This window comes from Achromobacter sp. EB05 (assembly GCF_044232075.1).
Taxonomy (GTDB): Bacteria; Pseudomonadota; Gammaproteobacteria; order Burkholderiales; family Burkholderiaceae_B; genus Achromobacter; species Achromobacter dolens.
The window spans coordinates 785032-802495 of record NZ_CP155917.1 but is presented as its reverse complement, the minus strand read 5'-3'; the positions used below and the strand labels follow the sequence as shown (position 1 = coordinate 802495).

The window sequence follows — 17464 nt, the reverse complement described above, 5'->3', positions numbered from 1 at the left end:
AAATTCCTTGGGATGGAAACGTTTTACGCCTGGCCAGGGCATAGATAAAATGAATTTGATGAATTCAACCCATTCCAATCAGGCATAGTTATGGATCTGCGCCCCTTGCGCGCCTTGGTGGAGGTGGTCCGCCAGGGCGGTTTTTCCCAGGCGGCCAAGGTCGTGTTCGCCACCCAGCCCACGGTCAGCAAGGCCGTGCGGCAACTGGAGGATGAAATCGGCATGCCCTTGCTCGACCGCCAGGCGCAGCCGCCGCGGCTGACCGAGGCAGGCGAGATCGTCTACCGGCGCGCGGTCAAGATGTTGGCCGAACGCGACGATCTCTACGCCGAGCTGGACGAGCTGCGCGGCCTGAAACGCGGCGTGTTGCGGCTGGGCCTGCCGCCACTGGGCAGCAACGCGCTGTTCGCGCCGATGTTCGCGCGCTTTCGCAGCCGCTATCCGCAGATCGAGATCAGCCTGCTGGAACATGGCGGCCATCGGCTCGAGGAAATGGTGATGGCCGGCGAAATCGAGCTGGCCGCGTCGCTGCGCCCGGAATCCGGCGAACTCGATTGGCAGCCGGTGGCGCGCGAGCCGTTGATCGCGCTGTTGCCCGCCGACCATGCTGGCGCGCGCGCCGCCGCCATCGACCTGGAACAACTGCGCGACTCGCCCTTCATCCTGTTCGAGACCGGCTTCGCGCTGAACCGCGTCATCCTCGATGCCTGCCAGCGGGCCGGCTTCACCCCGGCGATTGCCGCCCGCAGCGGCCAGACCGACTTCATCGCGGCGCTGGTCATGGCCGGCCTGGGGGTCGCCTTCCTGCCGCGCCTGAAGGCCAACGAGGAGCGGCATGCGGGCGTGGCGCGGGTGCCGGTGCGCGATCCCGGCACGGACTGGGAAATGGGCCTGGTGTGGCGACGCGGCGGCTATCTTTCGCACGCCGCCCAGGCCTGGCTGGCACTGGCGCGCGAGATGCATCCGGATACCGCTTGACGCGAGCCGTCAACAACCGCCGTTGTATGCTGGCGGCGGAACCGTGCCCGTCGGCGCGGGTCATATCCTCCATGCCCGCCCTGCCCCGCCTCACCCTGCGCCGCCTGATCGGCGCCGCCGTGCTCGCCGCCGCCAGCGTGGTCGGCTGCTCGCAGCTCGACTCCTGGCAGCGCCAGACCATCTTCTCGCCGCAATCCGAGCCGCAGACCTGGTGGCGCGAGCCGGCCAAGGGCACGCAGGTCTACGACCTGGCGCTGGCCAACGGCGACAAGGTTCGGGCCTGGTACTGGCAAAGCCCGCAGGCCGACGCGCCCACCGTGCTGTATCTGCATGGCGCGCGCTGGAACCTGAACGGCAGCGCCTTCCGCATCGACGGCTGGACCCGCAAGGGCTATTCGATCCTGGCCATCGACTACCGCGGTTTCGGCGCGTCGACGCCGCGCCTGCCGTCCGAGGCCAGCGCGCTGGAAGATGCCATGGCCGGCTTGAAGGAATTGGCCCGCCTGCAACCGGACCCGGCGCGCCGCTTCGTCTATGGCCACAGCCTGGGCGGCGCCATTGCGATCAACCTGGCGGCGCGCCCGGAGCAACCGGACTTCGCCGGGCTGATCGTCGAATCCAGTTTCACCAGCATCAGCGCGATGCTGTCCACCATGAAGTGGGGCCGCGTGCCCGGCGCCAGCCTGCTGGTCACGCAACCGTTCGACTCGGTGCAGACGCTGGCGCAGCTCCACACGCCGATGCTGTTCATGCATGGCACCGCCGATCGCGTAGTGCCGCACACCATGAGCGACGAGCTTTACGCCGCCGCCCGGGGAGTGGCGCCCGAACTGAAGCGGCTGGTCAAGATCGAGGGCGCGACGCATTCGGGCGCGTTCCGCAGCGGCGAGCAATACGACGACGCCGTGAAGACCTTCATGCGCGACGCCAGCCGCGCCTATCAACGCAAGGCCGGCTGACCCTCGCGCCGCGCCACCACGGGCCGAGCCATCCGTCGCGCCCGCGGGATCGGGCGTGCACGCCCGATCCCGCGGGCGCGCGCGGCATTCCGCTGGCTCCCTTCCCGCCCATTCCCCTGCGCCTTCGGGCGCCCACACCGTCCTCCCCGGGGAAACCCGCTCTCGGGAAACTCCCATATCAAAATATCTTCTAAATATATTTAACGGATATTAGACTTTCTCCCACCCGCCGCCCTTCCTTCGCGGCGCCGGCCATCCGAGGAGAATCCAGTTGAGTAACGTGCGTTGGCAGGGCGTCTTTCCTGCCGTAACCAGTAAGTTCCATGCCGACGAAACCCTCGACTTCGAAGCGATGCGCAAGCACTTCGGCTTCCTGATCGACAACGGCGTGCATGGCCTCGTCACCTGCGGTTCGCTCGGCGAAGCCAGCACCCTGACGCTGGAGGAAAAGCTGGCGGTGACGCGTTGCGCCGTGGAAGTCAGCGGCGGCCGCATCCCCGTGCTGGCCAACGTGTCGGAAACCAGCACCCGCGAGGCGCTGCGCTTCATCAAGGCGGCGGTGGACCTGGGCGTGGACGGCTTCATGCTGATGCCGTCGCTCATCTACGTGGCCGATGCGCGCGAGGCGATGCAGAGCATCCGCACCATGGCCGAGGCCGCCGCCAAGCCCTGCATGATCTACAACAACCCGGTCGCCTACCGCGTCGACCTCAAGCCCGAGCACATGGCCGAGCTGGCCGATTGCCAATGGCTGGTGGCGATCAAGGAAAGCAGCGACGACATCCGCCGCGTGACCGACCTGCGCAACAAGCTGGGCGACCGCTATCAACTGTTCATCGGCGTCGACGACCTGTCGTTCGAAGCCCTGGCGCTGGGCGCCGACGGCCTGCTGGCCGGCCTGGTGACCGCCTTCCCGCGCGAGACAGTGGCGCTGTACGACCTGATGAAGGCCGGCAAGTGGCAGGAAGCGCTGGCGCTGTACCAGTGGTTCACGCCGCTGCTGCACCTGGATGTTTCGACCAAGCTGGTGCAGAACATCAAGCTGGCCGAGACCCTGGCCGGCGTCGGCAACGAGCACGTGCGTCGTCCGCGCCTGCCGCTGGTGGGCGCCGAGCGCGAGCGCTGCGCCGGCATCATCGAAGCGGCGCTGGCCAAGCGGCCGCGGCAATACCAGTCGAAGTAAACGACCCAGCCCGAAGCAGGACCGGCGCGCCCGCAGGGCCGGGGCGCGCCATCCTCCCGCCAGCCTCTCGGACACCATGCACAGCGACATCATCCTTCAGACCCGGGGCCTCACCAAGGAATTCCGCGGCTTCGTGGCGGTCAACGACGTCAACCTGAGCGTCAGGCGCGGCGCGATCCATGCGCTGATCGGTCCCAACGGGGCCGGCAAGACCACGGTCTTCAATCTGCTCACCAAGTTCCACATCCCGACCCGCGGCCAGATCGTCTACGACGGCGTCGACATCACCGGCGAACGGCCGGCGCAGACGGCGCGGCGCGGCATCGTGCGCTCGTTCCAGATCTCGGCGGTGTTTGCGCAGTTGTCGGTGCGCGAGAACGTGCGCGTGGCCTTGCAGCGCAAGCTGGGCGTGGACTACTGCTTCTGGCGTTCGGAGCGCTCGCTGGAGCGGCTGCATGCGCGGGTCGAGGAGCTGCTCGACCAGGTCGGCCTGCGCGGGCAACTGGACGTGGCCGCCGGTGACCTGCCCTACGGCCGCAAGCGCACGCTGGAGATCGCCACCACGCTGGCGCTGGAGCCGGAACTGCTGTTGCTGGATGAGCCGACGCAAGGCATGGGCCACGAGGACGTGGACCGCGTCAAGCACCTGATCAAGCAGGTCTCGGCCGGCCGCAGCATCCTGATGGTGGAACACAACATGAAGGTGGTGGCCGACATCTGCGACACCATCACCGTCCTGCAACGCGGCGAGATCCTGGCCGAGGGTCCGTACGCCGAGGTGTCCGCGAACCCCGCGGTGCGCGAAGCGTACATGGGAGCGGAAGATGAATGACAAGACCCCGGCGCGGTCCATGCTGGAGATCCGCGATCTGCACGCCTGGTATGGCGAATCGCACATCCTGCACGGCATCGACCTGGACGTGAAGGCGGGCGAGTGCATCACGCTGCTGGGCCGCAATGGCGCGGGCCGCAGCTCGACCCTGAAGTCGGTGCTGGGCCTGGTGGGCCGGCGCAGCGGCTCCATCAAGGTGCAAGGCCAGGAAACCATCGGCCTGCCGCCGCACAAGATCGCGCGCCGGGGCATCGGCTATTGCCCCGAAGAGCGCGGCATCTACGCCTCGCTGTCCGCCGAGGAGAACCTCATGCTGCTGCCCTCGGTGGGACCGGACGGCATGTCGGTGGAAGAGATCTACACGATGTTCCCCAACCTGAAGGAACGCGCCCACAGCCCCGGAACGCGGCTGTCGGGCGGCGAGCAGCAGATGCTGGCGATGGCGCGCATCCTGCGCACCGGCGCCCGCCTGCTGCTGCTCGATGAAATCACCGAAGGCCTGGCGCCCGTCATCGTGCAGGCGCTGGGCCGGGTGATCCGGCAATTGCAGGAGCGCGGCTACACCACCGTGCTGGTCGAGCAGAACTTCCGCTTCGCCCGGCACCTGGCGGACCGCCATTACGTCATCGAACATGGCCAGGTGGCCGCCGTGATCGAGCGGGCCGAGGTCGAGCGGTCGCAGGACCGGCTCAACACCCTGCTCGGCATCTGAAGGCCGTCGCGCGCAGTTCCCCGTCATTGCAGTTCCCGTGTTGCTTCCGACCGCAGTCCCCCCATTCCCCTACGGAGCGTAGTCAGATGAAATTGAATCGAATTGCAGCGGCGCTGTGCGCCATCGGCTTGGCGGGCGCCGCCCACGCCGAGACCGGCATCAGCGACGGCATCGTCAAGGTCGGCGTGCTGACCGACCTGTCCGGCGTCTATTCCGACCTGGCCGGCAACGGCTCGGTGATCGCGGCGCGCATGGCGGCCGAGGAGATGGGCAACAAGGTGCTGGGCAAGCCGGTCGAGGTGGTGGCCGCCGACCATCAGAACAAGCCCGACGTCGCCGCCAACCTGGCGCGCGAATGGTTCGACCAGGGCAAGGTCGACATGATCACCGACTTCCCCACCGCGTCGACCGCGCTGGCCGTGATGGAGATCGCGCGCCAGAAGAACCGCGTGACCATGCCGTCCGCGGGCCTGTCGACGGCGATCCTGGGCGAGAAGTGCTCGCCGCTGAACGCGCAATGGACCAGCAACACCTACGCGCTGGCGGCCGGCACGGCGCGCGCGCTGGTCAAGGAAGGCAAGAAGAGCTGGTACTTCATCACCGCCGACTACACCTTCGGCCATTCGCTGGAGAAGGACGCCACCGAAGTCATCCAGGAGAACGGCGGCAGCGTCGTCGGCGTGTCGCGCCACCCCTTCCCCGGCAACGATTTCTCGTCGTTCCTGCTGAAGGCGCAGGCCTCCAAGGCCGACGTGATCGCCCTGGCCAACGCCGGCAACGACACCGTCAACGCGGTCAAGCAGGCCAACGAATTCGGCATCACCAAGAAGCAGATCGTGGCGCCGCTGCTCACCTACATTTCGGACGTGCACAGCATGGGCCTGGCCAAGGCACAGGGCATGTACCTGACCGAGGCGTTCTACTGGGACTACGACGACGCCTCGCGCGCCTGGGCCAGGAAGTTCTTCGAGAAGGCCAAGAAGATGCCGACGGCCTCGCAGGCGGGCGTCTACTCGGCCACGCTGTCCTACCTGAAGGCGATCGAGGCGGCCGGCACCGACGAGGCGCCGGCGGTCATGGCCAAGCTGCGCGAGATGACCATCAACGACGCCGTGATCCGCAACGGCAAGCTGCGCGCGGATGGCGCGCTGGTGCACGACATGCTGCTGTTGCAGGTGAAGGCGCCGGCCGAGTCCAAGGCGCCTTGGGACTACTACCACGTGAAGTCGGTGCTCAAGGGCGACGAGGTCTTTCCCAAGCCGCAGGCCGCCTGCGCGCTGAACAAGTCCTGACGCCCGCTGGCGCCGGGCGGCTTGCGCCCGGCGCCGGTTCGATCCGCCCGCGGCGCGCGGCAACGCGCGCCTCCCGCAAACCGACGCGTCCCGTGTCCGATCGCCGCCCACTATGTTCGACATCTCGCTTCCCGCCCTGCTCGCCCAACTGCTGGTGGGGCTGATCAACGGCTGCTTCTACGCCATCCTCAGCATGGGGCTGGCCATCATCTTCGGCCTGCTCAACATCGTCAATTTCACCCACGGCGCCCAGTTCATGATGGCGGCGTTCCTGGCGTGGATCGGCTTCACCCAGCTTCCGCAACTGCTGGGCCCGGGCGCGCAGATCAACTTCTGGGCGGCCCTGGTGCTGGCGCCGCTGATTGTCGGCGCGGTCGGAGTGGTCATCGAGAAGACGCTGCTCAAGCGGCTCTACCATCTGGACCACCTGTACGGCCTGCTGCTGACCTTCGGCATCGCGCTGATGATGGAAGGCGGGTTCCGCTACTTCTACGGCATCTCCGGCGTGGGCTACGAGCCGCCCGAGATCCTGCAGGGCGGCTTCGACCTGGGCTTCATGTTCCTGCCGGCGTACCGCGCCTTCGTGGTGGTGGCGTCGCTGCTGCTGTGCCTGCTGACCTGGTACCTGTTCGAGCGCACCCGCCTGGGCGCGCTGCTGCGCGCCGGCACCGAGAACGCCCGGCTGCTGCAGGCCTTCGGCGTCAACGTGCCGGTGATGATCACGCTGACCTACGGCTTCGGCGTGGCGCTGGCCGGCGTGGCGGGCGTGCTGGCCGCGCCCGTCATGCAGATCAACCCGCTGATGGGCTCCAACCTGCTCAATATCGTGTTCGCGGTGGTGGTGATCGGCGGCCTCGGCTCGATCATGGGCGCCATCGTCACCGGCCTGGCGCTGGGCCTGCTGGAGGGCCTGGCCAAGGTGTTCTACCCCGAAGCGTCCACCGTGGTCGTGTTCATCGTGATGGCGGTGGTGCTGCTGACGCGCCCCGCGGGCCTGTTCGGCAAGGAGAAATAAGGTGTCGCGCTTCCCTCTTTCCATCCGCATCCTCGCGCTGCTGCTGGTGCCGGCGCTGCTGGTCCCGTGGTTCCCGCAAGTGGTCTATCCGGTGTTCGTGATGAAGGTGCTGTGCTTCGCGCTGTTCGCGCTGGCCTTCAACCTGCTGACCGGCTTCACCGGCCTGGTGTCGTTCGGCCATGCCGCCTTCTTCGGCTGGGCCGGCTATGCCGCCGGCGAAATGATGATCCTGTACGGCGCGGCCGGCCTGCCGCCCGAGCTGGCAATGCTGTGCGGCGTGGCCATGGCCGCCGCCATCGGCTATGCCATCGGCTGGCTGGCGATCCGCCGCACCGGCATCTACTTCGCCATGATCACGCTGGCGCTGTCGCAGGTGGCCTACTTCATGGCGGTGCAGGTCCGCTGGACGCGCGGCGAGGACGGCATGCAGGGCATTCCGCGCGGCAAGTTCCTGGGCCTGGTGGACCTGAGCGCCGACACCAACATGTATTACTTCACGCTGGGCGTGTTCGTGCTGGGGTTCCTGTTCGTCTACCGGGTCATCCATTCGCCCTTCGGACAGGTGCTTAAGACCATCCGCGACAACGCGCCGCGGGCCATTTCGCTGGGGTACGATACGGATCGTTGCAAGCTGCTGGCGTTCGTGCTGTCGGCTTCGGTGGCCGGCCTGGCCGGCTCGCTCAAGGCGCTGGTGCTGCAACTGGTGGCGCTCAACGACGTGTCGCTGGCCACCTCCACCGAAGTCCTGCTGATGACGCTGCTGGGCGGGATCGGCACCGTGTGGGGCCCCGTGGTGGGCGCCACGCTGGTCGTCAGCCTGCAGAACTACCTGGCCACCCTGGGCGATGTCGTCACCATCGTCATCGGGTTGATTTTCGTGTTGTGCGTGTCGTTCTTCCGGCGCGGGTTCGTCGGCGAATGGCTGGCCTACACGCAGTGGCGCAAAACGAAGGAAAACAACCGTTGATGGCAGGAGCAGAACCCAAAAGGCGCGCGGCAGACGTCGCCTACGACCAGATCGAAAGCATGATCGCCACCCTGCAATTGCAGCCGGGCAGCGCGGTCGTTGAAGCGGATCTGATCGAAAAGACCGGCCTGGGCCGCACCCCGCTGCGCGAAGCGTTGCTGCGCATGGTGGCGGCCGGCCTGATCCGCCAGGAACCGCGGCGCGGCCTGCGGGTCTCGATGATCCAGCTTGCCGACCACATGGACCTGATCCAGACCCGCCGGGCGCTGGAGCAGTTGATCGCCGCCAGCGCGGCGCGCCGCGCCACGCCGGCGCAACGCGCCCAGATTGTCGAATGCGCGACGCAGATGGTGCGCGCGGCCGAGGGCGGCAACCTTGACGACTACATGCAGGCCGACCAGTTGCTCGACCACGTCTGCCACAGCGCCTGCCGCAACGTCTCGGCCGTGAATGCGGTGGAACCGCTGATCATCCAGTGCCGGCGCTTCTGGTACGCCTACCAGCACGAGGGCGACATCGCCGAGGGCGCGCGCCGCCACATGGCCATGGCCGCCGGCATCGCCACGGGCGACGAAGCGGCGGCCATCCAGGGCGCGGATTCGCTGATGGACTACCTGGAGATGTTTACGCGCAAGGTGATTGACGCGTAGCGCTCGCGGCCGGGGCGGCGGCGTCCTTGGCGCCGCGCGCCAGCCAGGCCATGACGCGCGGGCGGGCGCGGTCGTAGCCCAGGTTGTAGAAGAAGGCGTACGGCAGGTAGAACAGCACCAGCGCGATGTCCAGCACGAAGGCCTGCCACAGGCTGATGTTCAGCCACCAGGCGGCCAGCGGGATCACGATCAGGATCAGCCCCAGCTCGAAGCCGAACGCGTGGATCACGCGCACGCGCAGGTTGCGGGTGATGCCCAGGCGATTTTCGAGGCGGTCGAAGCCGGCGTTGTAGATCATGTTCCAGACCAGCGCGATCCAGGCGATCACGGCGGTCAGCACGCCCATTTCGAACAGCGACTTGCCCATGGCCCAGGCGGCCACCGGCGCGCACAGGCCGATGGCGAGGATTTCGAACAGGAAAGCGTGGATGAAGCGCTCCTTGATGGTTTTCTTGGCTTGCGTCATGACCCACCTCTGAGGTCGTTTGTTTCAGTGACCGGGGGATTTTCGACGATATTTCCGGTACGATAAAGATAGAATCCATCGGAAATTCCGATACAACACCCATCCATGCGCCATTCCCTGGAATCCCTGGCCACCTTCGCCCAGGTGGCCGCCGAGGGCACCTTTTCAGCGGCGGCCCGCAAGCTGGGCAAGAGCCAATCCACCGTCAGCGAGACTATCGCCAACCTCGAGGTCGACCTGAACGTGACCCTGTTCGACCGCAGCCAGCGGCAGCCGGCGCTGACCGAGGCCGGCCAGGTGCTGCTGGGCCAGGCCTTGCAGGTGCTGGCGGCCAACGACCGCCTGAACCGTAGCGCCAGCCAACTGTCCGCCGGACTGGAGCCGCGCCTGACCGTGGTGCTGTCGGATACGTTTCAGTCCGAAACCTTTGAGAACATGCTCAGCCAGATCGACCAGCGCTATCCGGCGCTGCGCTTCGAGTGCCTGATCGCGGAATACGAGGACGTGGTCGCGCTGGTGCAGCAGGGCCGCGCCCACCTGGGGCTGATGGCGGCGCAGGAAAGCTATCCGCCCGACATGGCCCACGCGACGCTGCGCGAAGCGTCGGAGATCGTGCTGTGCGTCGGCCGCGGCCATCCGCTGGCGACGCTGTCGGGGGTCACCCGGGACCACCTGAAGACCGAGCGCGAGCTGCGCCTGAGCACCTATGAGCTGGACGACAAGGACCCCGCGCCGTCGCAGTCGACCTGGTCGGCGCCGGGCTACCTGATGCTGCTGGAAATGGCCACGCTGGGATTTGGCTGGACCGAGTTGCCGCGCTGGATGCTGCAGCGCTTCGGCCGCGGGCAACTGGTGGAACTGGCGGTGCCGGGGTGGCCGCGCCAGATCCGGGTGGACGCGGTGTGGTCGACCCGCCGACCGCTGGGACCGGCCGGCGCCTGGCTGCTGCAGAGCCTGACGCGTGCCTGATGTCGGCAAGCGTGGACGCCCTGGCGCACGACGCGCCTAGCGCGCGGTGTGCGGCAGGCGCGAAATGCGCACGCCGTTGGCGGCCAGCCAGTCGCCCAGCTTGGGGCAGGCCAGCACATCGTATTCGGCGCGGCGCTGGCGCGCCATGGCGCTGCCGCCCTGGCTGTCCTTGGCCGGATGGCACATCAGCAGATCGCAGTCGCGGGCATTGAACAGCCAGTTCTGCAGCAGGTCGGCATAGCGCCGCTTGCCCCCCTCGAAACCGTAGACACCCAGCAGCCGGCGGTTGGTGCGCAGGCCTTCACGGTTGGCGCGGCGGCCCAGTTCGGCCGCGCCCAGCGCGCCGATGATGCGCGCCTTGAGCGATTCCTTCAGCGGAATGCCGCAAAGCATGCCAGGCGCCGTCTGGCGCAACCACGGCATGCGGGCGCCGTAGCGCTGCTTGAGCATGACCAGCAGGCGTTCGCGGATCACGGGCAACTGGTGCACGTGCTGATGGCCGTCGACGTAGTCGGGAGCGCGGCCGAAGGCTGCCTCAAAGGCGTCGAACTGGCGCGCCAGGTGCTGGTCGACCCAGGCCGCATCCAGGCGCCGCAGATAGGCACGCAGGATCAACTTCGACAGCGGCGGCAGGTCGGCATCGAAACCATTGCCCAAGGGCTCGGTGAAGTTCACGTGCAAGCCGAGATCGGCGTCCTGCGCCGCCAGCCGCGCCGCATTGGCGCGGAAGGTCGGTCCCAGCGACAGGCAACTGACCGCGCTCAGCCGGCCCATGCCGGCGAGCGCGATCATGCCTTCATCAATATCGGCATTCATGCCAAAATCGTCACCGCAAATCACTATGCGTTTGGTCAAGTCCTCACCCCGCTTTTTTTCATCGACACGCCCCACATGCGCGCCCTGCTTCAGCAAGTCATTCTGTTCGTCTTCGTCGGATGCGCAGCGGCCGCCACCCACTGGGGCGTCGCGGTCGCCTGCGTCGAAGGCCTGGGCGCGGCCCCGCTCCTGGCCAACCTGATCGGCTGGCTGGTGGCGTTCGTGGTGTCCTTCAGCGGACACTATCGGCTCACGTTCAGACATTCGAAGACACCCTGGACCATAGCAGTACGTCGTTTCTTCTTCATTTCAGCCGCGGGCTTCATCATCAATGAATCCGCTTACGCCTGGTTGCTGCGGGTAACGGCCATCCGCTACGACATCCTGCTGGCGCTCATCCTGATCGGCCTGGCGGTGGCCACCTTCATCACGAGCCGGCTTTGGGCGTTCCGCCACAAGCCCGCTGCTTGAACGCGGCGTCCGAGACCACCTGCCAGATCACGTATTTCACGCTGTTCGCCACCGGTTCGAGGCCGGCCAGGGCGCGGTAGCTGCCCGCGTCCGACTTGGTGCCCCAGACCCAGTAGCGGGCGCCATCGGGCGCCGCGCACAGGCGGGCGTGGAATTCGTCGGCGCTGATCAGCACCTGCTTGCCCACCTGGGGCTCGAACTTGGCGGCGTCATAGAGTTCCTTGCGCCAGTTGTCGCGCACCGGCACTTCCGGATTGAGCCAGTCGTCCACCACCCAGGTCGGGTTGGGCGCCTTGGCGTACAGCGCCAGGTCGAACGGATAGGTGTGCAACGACACGAAGGTATCGGCAGGCTGAGCCAGCGAACGGATCTGCGCGGCCAGCGGGCCGGCGCTGCCACGGGCGGAGTGGGCCGCGATGCCGATGGCCAGCACACAGATGCCGGCGCCGACGGCCACGCAGATGCGCACCAGGCGCGGCGTCAGGACGTCGCTCTTCTGGCGCGCCGCGGCGACGATCACTTCCGCCAGCAGGAAGGCCAGCGGCGGCAACGCCGGCAGCACGTAGCCGACCAGCTTGGAGTTGGGCAGCGAGAAGAAGCCTACCACCACCACGAACCAGATCAGCGCCAGGCGCCGCAGGTCGCGCTGGGGGCCCTCCGCCCAGAACGCCTTGCGCAGGATGCCGCCGCCCCAGAGGGACCACGGCAGGCTCAGGCCGACCACCACGGGCAGGTAGAACCAGAACGGCTGGGCGTTGTTGAAACCGGAGGCGGCGAAGCGCTGGAAATGCTGGTAGACGAAGAAGTAGTCGTAGAACCCGGGATAGCGGATCTGCATCAGCGCGAACCACGGCACCGCGACCACCGCAAACACCAGCAACGCGGGCGGCCAGACCAGCGCCCCCAGGCCACGCCAGCGGCGACTCCAGACCAGCCACACGAACAGGATGGCGCCCGGCAGCACCAGGCCGATCAGGCCTTTGGCCAGGACTGCCAGGCCGGCCAGCGCGGCGGCGGCCAGCGACATCCAGCGATAGGCCTCGCCGCGCTCGACACGCAGCACGGTGTCGGCCGCGGCCAGCACGCACAGGGTGATCATGCCGGCGACCAGCATGTCCAGGTTGGCGAATTGCGAACCGCCGTAGAAGAACGGCACGGTGGCCAGCACCAGCGCGGTCAGCGTCGCGCTGGCGGCGTCGCGGTAACGGCGCACGAAGGCGTACAGCCCGGCAATGGCGGCCCAAGAGGCCAGCAGCGACGGCAGGCGCGCGGCCCAGGGGTGCACGCCGAACACCGTGAAGGACAACTCGGTCAGCCAGTAGTACAGCGGCGGCTTGTGGAAATAAGGCATGCCGTCGAGCAGCGGCACCATGTGCGAACCGCTGCGCAGCATGTCCCAGGCGACGCCGGCGTAGCGGCCCTCGTCGGGCAGCGTCAGGGGCCGCACCCAGGCCAGGAAGGCCAGCCAGAAACCGATGGCGAGCAGGAACCTGCCCGCCGGCGGGATCCAATCGGAACGCGCCGGCTGTTGCATCGCGGCGGCCATCAGTGCGCGACCTTGTCGGCGCGGGCGGCCTGCCCCTGGCGGCGGCGCACGACGAACAGCGGGCGCCCCTTGACCTCGTCGAAGATGCGGGCGACGTATTCGCCCACCACGCCCAGCGAGATCAGATTGACGCCGGCGAAGAACAGCACGGCCGTCACGATGGTGGTCCAGCCGGACACCGGGTTGCCGGACACGAGGAAATCGATCACCAGGTACGCCGCGTAGGCCATCGCCAGCACGGCGAACAGCACGCCGACGAGGCTGACCAGGCGCAGCGGCCAGGTGGTGAAGGCGGTCAGGCCGTCCAGCGCCAGCCGCGCCAGGCGCATGCTGCCGAAGCGGCTGTCGCCGTGCATGCGTTCGTCGGGGGTGTAAGGCAGCGCCTCGCCCTTGAAACCGACCCAGGCGTACAGCCCCTTCATGAAGCGGGTGCGCTCGGGCAGCGCGTTCAGCGCGTCCACCACGTTGCGGCTCATCAGGCGGAAGTCGCCGGCGTGGGCCGGCACGTCCACGCCGCGGGCGCCGCTCAGCAGCTTGTAGAACCAGCGGGCGCCGGTGCGCTTGACCCAGGACTCGTCGCTGCGGGTTTCGCGCACGGCGTAGACCATCTCGGCGCCGGCGGCCCAGCGGGCCAGCATCTGCTCGATCAGGGCGGGCGGATGCTGCATGTCCGCATCCAGGCAGATCACGACGTCGCCGGTGGCGCTTTCGAGCCCGGCGCTGAGCGCGGCTTCCTTGCCGAAATTGCGCGACAGTTGCACGTAGCGGAAGCCATCGTACTGGGACCATTCGGCCATCAGCGCCTCGGTGCCATCGGTGCTGCCGTCGTCGGCGACGATGATCTCCCAGCCGGAGCACAACGCCGACAGCCGGCTGCGCAGCAGCGGCAGCAGCACGCGCAGGTTCTCGCATTCATTCAGGCACGGAATGACGCAGGTGACGCAGGCGTCGTACGGCACATTGGCGGCCGCCGTCCCCCAGACCGCTTCCATGGGAAACGCTTTGGTCAGGACTTGCTGCCCCTGGGGCTCGGACCGGAATTGGATATGCATGATGCTCTGAAATTGGAATGCGGGACGTTATGCCGGGCAGTATGCGCAAGCCATCGTCGAATTTTCATCAAATGCCCTGGCTATAAGACTGGTCGCATTCCGGCAATTCTAGGCAGCGTGGCCGGCAGAGATATAAAGTCGCGTAAATCTCTGTCCCCGATTTGTTAAGAGACGTGAAGCGACGCCTTCCGGGCGTCGGTAAAATGCGGGAAGTTCTTGTTTTCACAGGGTGTTATGCAATATCGAGTCCGCCCCATGCTGGCCGGCGACGTGGACGCCATCCTCGAAGTCCAGGCCGGCGCCTATCCGGGGTTCCTCCTGGAAAGCGCTGATTTCTTCCTGAACCGGCTGGCGCTGGCCCCGGCGCACTGCTGGGTGGCGCAAGCCGCCACGCCGCGGGACGGGCTGCTGGGCTATCTGGTTTCGTATCCGTGGGACGCCGGTCTGCCGCCGACCCTGGACGCGCCGCTGACCACGCTGCCGGAGCCCGCCGACCACTGGTTCCTGCACGACTGCGCCGTGGCGCCCTCGGCGCAGGGCCTGGGCGTGGGCCAGGCCCTGCTGCGCACCGCGGCCGGGCACGCCACGCAGGCGGGCCTGCGACGCGCCAGCCTGGTGTCGCTGGGCTCGGCCGTGGGTTATTGGCTGCGTCATGGCTATGCGCCGGTCGCCGGCGGCGGCCGCGATCTGGCCGTCAAGCTCGAGGGCTATGGCCCGCAGGCCAGTTACATGGCGCGCGCCTTTCCGCTCTGACCTCCCCCGGGGGGCCACGCGCGCCCGCCTCTCTCGTCCGTTGCCCCGCGAGGCACGAAGGTTTCCATGATTTCACTCTCGCCCGTCCAATCCCTGCTGGCCTGCTGCCTGGTGCTGGCCATCGGCCGCGTCCTGACCACCCGCATCGGCGTGCTGGCGCGCTACAGCATCCCGGACCCAATCGTCGGCGGTCTGCTGTTCGCGATCGGCGCCTACGCGCTATCGACCTGGGGCGGCCACGCCGTGTCCCTGGAAACCAGCATCAAACCGACCCTGTTGCTGCTGTTCTTCGGCTGCATCGGCCTGACGGCGAACCTGAAGCTGCTGGCCAAGGGCGGCCCGCGGCTGATCGCCTTCCTGCTGGCGTTGATCCCCTTCCTGGTGCTGCAGAACGCGGTCGGGCTGGGCATGGCCTGGCTGCTCGACATGCATCCGCTGATGGGGCTGCTGGGCGGCACCATCACACTGGTCGGCGGCCACGGCACGGGCGCGGCCTACGCCACCCGTTTTGCCGACGTCAACAATATCCAGGACGTCATGGCGCTGGCCATGACGGCGGCGACCATCGGCCTGGTGCTGGGCGGCGTGGTCGGCGGCCCCGTGGCGGAATGGCTGATGCGCCGCCACAAGCTGGCCGGCAGCCTGGATCGCCGCGCGACGGCGGGCCACGAGGCGCCCGACCTGACCGGGACGCAACCGCCATCGACGGCGGCCTCGTTCATCACCTCGATGACCGCCGCCTTCGTCTGCCTGGTGGCGGGCGGCTACCTGGCCACGCTGGTGGAAGGCGCGCCGGTCAGCCTGCCCAATTTCCTCTGGTGCCTGGCGACCGGCGTGCTGATCCGCAACGGCGGCGAGCGGCTGGGCCTGAAGCTGGATGACCGCGCCACCGAGATCATCGGCACCATCACGCTGTCGCTGTTCCTGGCCATGACGATGATGACGCTGGACCTGGGCAGCGTGGCGCGGCTGGCCGGGCCGCTCGCGCTGATCCTGGCGGTGCAGACGCTGTTCTGCGCGCTGTATTCGGCCTGGGTGGTGTTCCGCCTGCTCAGGAGCGACTACGAGGCCGCCATCATGTCGGCCGCGTTCTGCGGCTTTTCGCTGGGCGCCACCGCCACCGCCATCGCCAACATGCAGGCGCTGACGCGGCGCCACGGCCCCGCGCCGCAGGCCTTCATCGTGGTGCCGGTGACGGGCGCGTTCCTGGTGGACATCCTCAACGTGATCGTCCTGACCTCGTTGATCTCCCTGCCGTTCGTGGGAGGGATGTGATCATGCTCAAGCGCTTCTTCCTGCTGGCCCTGTGCCTGCTCCTGGCCGCCTGCGGCCGCGCCCCCGACGTCGATACGCTGCGCGCCGATGTCGAACGCGGCCTGGCCGCCACCTATGGCGCGGACCTGTTCCGCATCGATGAAATCAAGCGCATGGGGTCCGCCGCCGACAGCAATGCGCCGGCCGGCGAGACCCGCCGCGTGGTCTATTACGACCTGCGGCTGGAAGTGACGCGCGACATCGCGCTGGGCGCCTGGGACCAGCCTGGGGCCGCCGCGCTGGTGACGCTGCTGGGCGCGGGCCCGCGCAGTATCAGCGGCGTGAAATCCAGCGGCAACCAGGCCGGCGACCGGATCGTTGCGCATGCCAGCGCCATCTACCGCAAAGCGGCCGAGGCCTGGGAGCTGGTGACGCCCGCCGGCTTCAAGGCCGCCGAAGCGCCCTCGCTCGATACCGGCGCGCCGCCGCCCGTGACGCAGCGGCTGCTCGAAACGCTGGACCAGATCACTCATTCGGTCGCCTACAACGCCTCCAGCACGGCGCAGCACGTGGTGCAGCAGGAACTGGAGCGCTCCGTCGCCCGCATCAACGGCCGGCTGGCGCGCATGCAGCAAGGCTATCCGCTGGCCGGCGGCCCCGACCGCGGCGAGTACGTCACCTTCGCGCGGGCGCTGGGCGCGGTGGGCCAGGCGCGCCAGATCCGCGTCACGCCGCTGATCACCGGCGGCGGCGCCGAAAACATCGCCCTGCTGCGCAGCGGCGACGCCGTGGTCGGGCTGGCCCAGGCCGACACCGCCAAACTGGCGTACGAGGGCCGCGGCCCGTTCGCCTCGCAAGGTCCGTTCGCCGGCCTGCGCGCGCTGGGCAGCCTCTATCCCGAAATGGTGCATATCGTCGTGCGCGACGACGCCAGCCTGCGCGGCGTGCGCGACCTGAAAGGCAGGAAGATCGCGCTCGGCGCGGAGGGTTCGGCGGTGCGGGCCACGCTGGAGGCGGTGCTGGCGGCGCATGGCCTGCAGGCCGGACGCGACTACGAGGCGATTCCCACGCCTTTCACCGCCTCGCTGCCGGCGCTCAATGCCGGCGCGATCGATGCCGCGGCGCAGGTGATCGGCATTCCCGCCACGCCCCTGCGCGACGCGTTGACCCAGGCGCACCTGAAACTGCTGCCGCTCGATCCGGCCGCGGTCCAGGCGCTGGCCGCGCAGGACAACGGGCTGATGCCGCTGGATATCCCGGCGGGCACCTATCCGAACCAGCCCGACCCGGTCGCCACCATCGGCACCGCGGCGCTGCTGCTGACCACCTCGGCGCTGACCCGCGACGAAGCCCTGCAGGTGGTGCGGGCGGTCTACCAGACCGGGCAGGACCTGCTGGCGGCCGGCTCGGCCCAGGGCGCCCAGGTAAACGTCGCCAACGCCCGGCGCGGCCTGACCGTGCCGCTGCACGACGGCGCGGAAGAAGGCCTGGCCGCGCTGGAGAATGCCAAACCCCGCTGACGGCGCTTGCGCTTATGATGGCGCTCCCA

18 protein-coding genes are annotated in these 17464 nt (G+C 68.0%); 14 read left to right on the top strand and 4 right to left on the bottom strand.

Features of this window, described 5'->3' with window-relative positions; translation table 11 throughout:
* Positions 1–90: 90 nt before the first annotated feature.
* From AAID08_RS03740 to AAID08_RS03700, 9 genes are all read left to right on the top strand, one after another.
* Positions 91–978 carry a LysR family transcriptional regulator gene (locus AAID08_RS03740; RefSeq protein WP_054503512.1) on the top strand — a complete coding sequence of 296 codons (888 nt, stop codon included), beginning with the start codon at positions 91–93 and terminating at the stop codon, positions 976–978.
* A 71-nt stretch (positions 979–1049) separates the two neighbouring features.
* Positions 1050–1937, top strand: a complete 888-nt coding sequence (locus AAID08_RS03735; RefSeq protein WP_064526156.1) for an alpha/beta hydrolase — start codon at positions 1050–1052, stop codon at positions 1935–1937.
* Between the two features lie 271 nt (positions 1938–2208).
* Complete coding sequence (locus AAID08_RS03730) at positions 2209–3120, top strand: dihydrodipicolinate synthase family protein (RefSeq protein ID WP_064526157.1); 912 nt, start codon at positions 2209–2211, stop codon at positions 3118–3120.
* Between the two features lie 76 nt (positions 3121–3196).
* Positions 3197–3952, top strand: coding sequence for an ABC transporter ATP-binding protein (locus tag AAID08_RS03725; RefSeq protein WP_054503509.1), 756 nt, complete (start codon positions 3197–3199; stop codon positions 3950–3952).
* Entirely contained in the window at positions 3945–4664 is a 720-nt protein-coding gene (locus AAID08_RS03720; protein WP_064526158.1) for an ABC transporter ATP-binding protein, read from the top strand. Before AAID08_RS03725 ends, AAID08_RS03720 begins: the two co-directional genes overlap by 8 nt.
* A gap of 86 nt (positions 4665–4750) precedes the next feature.
* Complete coding sequence (locus AAID08_RS03715) at positions 4751–5956, top strand: ABC transporter substrate-binding protein (RefSeq protein WP_395757366.1); 1206 nt, start codon at positions 4751–4753, stop codon at positions 5954–5956.
* A 112-nt stretch (positions 5957–6068) separates the two neighbouring features.
* On the top strand, positions 6069–6971 hold the full coding sequence (locus AAID08_RS03710; RefSeq protein WP_006388713.1) for a branched-chain amino acid ABC transporter permease: 903 nt from the start codon (positions 6069–6071) through the stop codon (positions 6969–6971).
* A 1-nt stretch (position 6972) separates the two neighbouring features.
* Positions 6973–7938 (top strand): branched-chain amino acid ABC transporter permease, encoded by a 966-nt coding sequence (locus AAID08_RS03705; RefSeq protein WP_054506155.1) that lies wholly within the window; start codon positions 6973–6975, stop codon positions 7936–7938.
* Entirely contained in the window at positions 7938–8588 is a 651-nt protein-coding gene (locus tag AAID08_RS03700; protein ID WP_064526163.1) for a GntR family transcriptional regulator, read from the top strand. The genes AAID08_RS03705 and AAID08_RS03700 overlap by 1 nt, the downstream gene beginning before the upstream one ends.
* On the opposite strand, the gene AAID08_RS03695 is transcribed toward AAID08_RS03700, so the two are convergent.
* Positions 8563–9054: a multidrug/biocide efflux PACE transporter gene (locus AAID08_RS03695; RefSeq protein WP_047993461.1), complete on the bottom strand. Its 492-nt coding sequence runs from the start codon at positions 9052–9054 to the stop codon at positions 8563–8565. The two genes, AAID08_RS03700 and AAID08_RS03695, sit on opposite strands and share 26 nt — an antisense overlap.
* A 105-nt stretch (positions 9055–9159) precedes the next feature.
* Here AAID08_RS03695 and AAID08_RS03690 point away from each other — a divergent pair, with 105 nt between their 5' ends.
* Positions 9160–10023, top strand: a complete 864-nt coding sequence (locus AAID08_RS03690) for a LysR family transcriptional regulator (protein WP_064526166.1) — start codon at positions 9160–9162, stop codon at positions 10021–10023.
* Positions 10024–10059: 36 nt separating this feature from the next.
* Here AAID08_RS03690 and AAID08_RS03685 read toward each other — a convergent pair whose 3' ends face one another.
* Positions 10060–10878, bottom strand: coding sequence for a ChbG/HpnK family deacetylase (locus AAID08_RS03685; protein ID WP_054503551.1), 819 nt, complete (start codon positions 10876–10878; stop codon positions 10060–10062).
* A 36-nt stretch (positions 10879–10914) separates the two neighbouring features.
* Here AAID08_RS03685 and AAID08_RS03680 point away from each other — a divergent pair, with 36 nt between their 5' ends.
* Entirely contained in the window at positions 10915–11310 is a 396-nt protein-coding gene (locus AAID08_RS03680) for a GtrA family protein (RefSeq protein ID WP_081273537.1), read from the top strand.
* On the opposite strand, the gene AAID08_RS03675 is transcribed toward AAID08_RS03680, so the two are convergent.
* Positions 11267–12856, bottom strand: coding sequence for a glycosyltransferase family 39 protein (locus AAID08_RS03675; protein ID WP_116791537.1), 1590 nt, complete (start codon positions 12854–12856; stop codon positions 11267–11269). The two genes, AAID08_RS03680 and AAID08_RS03675, sit on opposite strands and share 44 nt — an antisense overlap.
* A complete protein-coding gene (locus tag AAID08_RS03670) occupies positions 12856–13848 on the bottom strand; it encodes a glycosyltransferase family 2 protein (RefSeq protein ID WP_064526266.1) in 993 nt (330 codons plus the stop codon). Before AAID08_RS03670 ends, AAID08_RS03675 begins: the two co-directional genes overlap by 1 nt.
* A 315-nt stretch (positions 13849–14163) precedes the next feature.
* On the opposite strand from AAID08_RS03670, the gene AAID08_RS03665 reads away from it, so the two are divergent.
* The 3 genes from AAID08_RS03665 (at position 14164) to AAID08_RS03655 (ending at position 17435) form a co-directional block, all read left to right on the top strand.
* Positions 14164–14661 (top strand): GNAT family N-acetyltransferase, encoded by a 498-nt coding sequence (locus tag AAID08_RS03665; protein ID WP_175168064.1) that lies wholly within the window; start codon positions 14164–14166, stop codon positions 14659–14661.
* Between the two features lie 66 nt (positions 14662–14727).
* The gene (gene gltS / locus AAID08_RS03660) at positions 14728–15936 is read left to right on the top strand and encodes a sodium/glutamate symporter (protein ID WP_054503502.1); all 1209 of its coding nucleotides are present in this window, start codon (positions 14728–14730) and stop codon (positions 15934–15936) included.
* On the top strand, positions 15933–17435 hold the full coding sequence (locus AAID08_RS03655) for a TAXI family TRAP transporter solute-binding subunit (protein ID WP_395757365.1): 1503 nt from the start codon (positions 15933–15935) through the stop codon (positions 17433–17435). Before gltS ends, AAID08_RS03655 begins: the two co-directional genes overlap by 4 nt.
* Positions 17436–17464 lie beyond the last annotated feature (29 nt).